This window comes from Ruegeria sp. F5, from assembly GCF_056533845.1.
Map to the genome: position 1 here is coordinate 1 of NZ_JBQFOU010000079.1, position 680 is coordinate 680.

The following is a 680-nucleotide window of genomic DNA, read 5'->3' on the forward strand; positions in this document are numbered from 1 at the left end:
CCGGTCACAACGGTACCACGGCCCGAGATCGAGAACACGTCTTCGATCGGCATCAGGAACGGCTGGTCAACAGCACGCTCAGGCGTGTCGATATATTCATCAACAGCCGCCATCAGTTCCTTGATCTTCTCTTCGCCGATTTCCGGGTTGTTGCCTTCCATCGCGGCCAGAGCCGAGCCTGCGATGATCGGAATATCGTCGCCGGGGTATTCGTAGCTGGACAGCAGTTCGCGCACTTCCATCTCAACCAGTTCCAGCAGCTCTTCGTCGTCGACCTGGTCAACCTTGTTCAGGAACACGACCATCTTCGGGATGCCAACCTGGCGGCCCAGCAGGATGTGCTCGCGGGTCTGCGGCATCGGGCCGTCAGCAGCGTTCACTACCAGGATCGCGCCGTCCATCTGGGCAGCACCGGTGATCATGTTCTTGACGTAGTCGGCGTGGCCGGGGCAGTCGACGTGCGCGTAGTGGCGGTTTTCGGTCTCGTATTCCACGTGGGCGGTCGAGATGGTGATGCCGCGCGCTTTCTCTTCCGGCGCACCGTCAATCTGGTCATACGCTTTGAAGTCACCGAAATACTTGGTGATTGCTGCGGTCAGCGTGGTCTTGCCGTGGTCAACGTGGCCAATCGTGCCGATGTTGACGTGCGGTTTTGTACGCTCAAACTTTTCCTTTGCCAT

Annotated in this window: 1 protein-coding gene; it reads right to left on the bottom strand. The window is 58.7% G+C overall.

The features are described 5' to 3' along the window. The coding region (locus ACR0K1_RS25640) for a GTP-binding protein (protein WP_480852328.1) at positions 1 to 680 on the bottom strand (680 nt) is incomplete at both ends.